Source organism: Sporosarcina sp. SAFN-010, assembly GCF_059415065.1.
In genome coordinates this window covers 1-1387 of sequence record NZ_JBPFDS010000043.1, presented here as the reverse complement: position 1 = coordinate 1387, position 1387 = coordinate 1, and the positions used below count along the sequence as shown (strand labels likewise).

The following is a 1387-nucleotide window of genomic DNA, read 5'->3' as shown; positions in this document are numbered from 1 at the left end:
TGGTATTCCGTCAAGAAAGTGGACACAAATTTGTGAGTGATTATTTTTAAAAGCCTACCGCGCTGCGCTTGCTGGACTTTCATGGAAGAACAGTTATATTGCCAACTGCTCTTCCACGAAAGTTGTGAGTGGTTTCTGCGTGTTTTTTACTTTTGTTTCTTCATACTGAGACTCAAAAAAATTGGGGGACACATAATCTAATGTGGAATGGATACGTCTCTCGTTGTAAAACGAGATAATGTAGTCCAGCACGGCCTCCTCAGCCTCTTTACGTGTCTTGAACTTAGTTCGGTAAATTAGTTCCTTTTTGATTGTCGCATGGAAAGATTCAATGCATGCGTTGTCGTAACAGTCACCTCTACGACTCATGCTAATCTGACATTTCTTTTCCTTCAGTAAATCTGTATAGGATGTAGATGCATATTGAGACCCCTGATCTGAATGGTGAATCAATCCTTCTTCTGGTGAACGGAAATGAAAGGCTCGCTCGAGAGCCAGCTGAGGCAACTCCTTGGCTAATGTATTTGATAAGTTGAATCCAATGATTTTTCTCGAAAAAAGATCCATCACTGTGGCCAAATACAGCCATCCTTGACTGGTCCAGATATAGGTGATGTCAACGACCCACACTTGATTCGGCTGATCTGCATGGAAGTTCCTTTTTAATAGGTTCGGGTAGATTGGATGTTCATGATTAGACTGAGTTGTGACCGTATAATGAAAAGGAACGGTAGCGCACAAGCCAAGCTCCCTCATGTAGTTGGAAACGGTCTTCTCTGAGAGTGGAACCCCTTCATTCTTCAAAATCCTTTGAATCCGAGGGCTTCCATAGACTTCACGATTATCGTAAAAGATTTGTTTGATTAACTTTAATGCCCCTTCTTTTTGACGTTGGGTAAAGCTTTGTTCTTTTTCTCGCCATTTATAGTAGCCGCTCGTTGAAACCTGGAGAACTTGGCACATCTTCTTCACGCGGTATTCTGCCCGGTGTTCTTCGATAAATGAATAAATCACTGCGGGTTTTTTGAGAAGATGTGCATGGCTTTTTTTAAGATTTCATTTTCTTCTTTCAGCTCTTGAATTTCTTTCTCTAATGCTCGTTGTTGCTTCAGCCGTTCAGCAGGGGTTACATATTCTACGCCGTTAAGCTCTGCTTCCAATTCTTTACGGTGCTCGCTGACCCATCGTCGCAGGGTACTTACAGGGACATCCATCTCTCGTGAGACTTCAATCTGCTTTTTTCCATCTATCACCACGAGCTTGATCAAATGTTGTTTTAACTTATCATCAATTCGTTTCGTCATTATGGACACGCTCCGTTCAGTTAGTATGTTCTCTCTATCCAAACACGCTCATTGGATTGTGTCCACTTTCTATACTATCTTCA

Annotated in this window: 1 pseudogene; it reads right to left on the bottom strand. The window is 41.8% G+C overall.

Features of this window, described 5'->3' with window-relative positions:
• Nucleotides 1–93: 93 nt before the first annotated feature.
• Nucleotides 94–1304, bottom strand: a pseudogene (locus ACR65F_RS18145) (IS3 family transposase).
• Nucleotides 1305–1387: the final 83 nt, after the last annotated feature.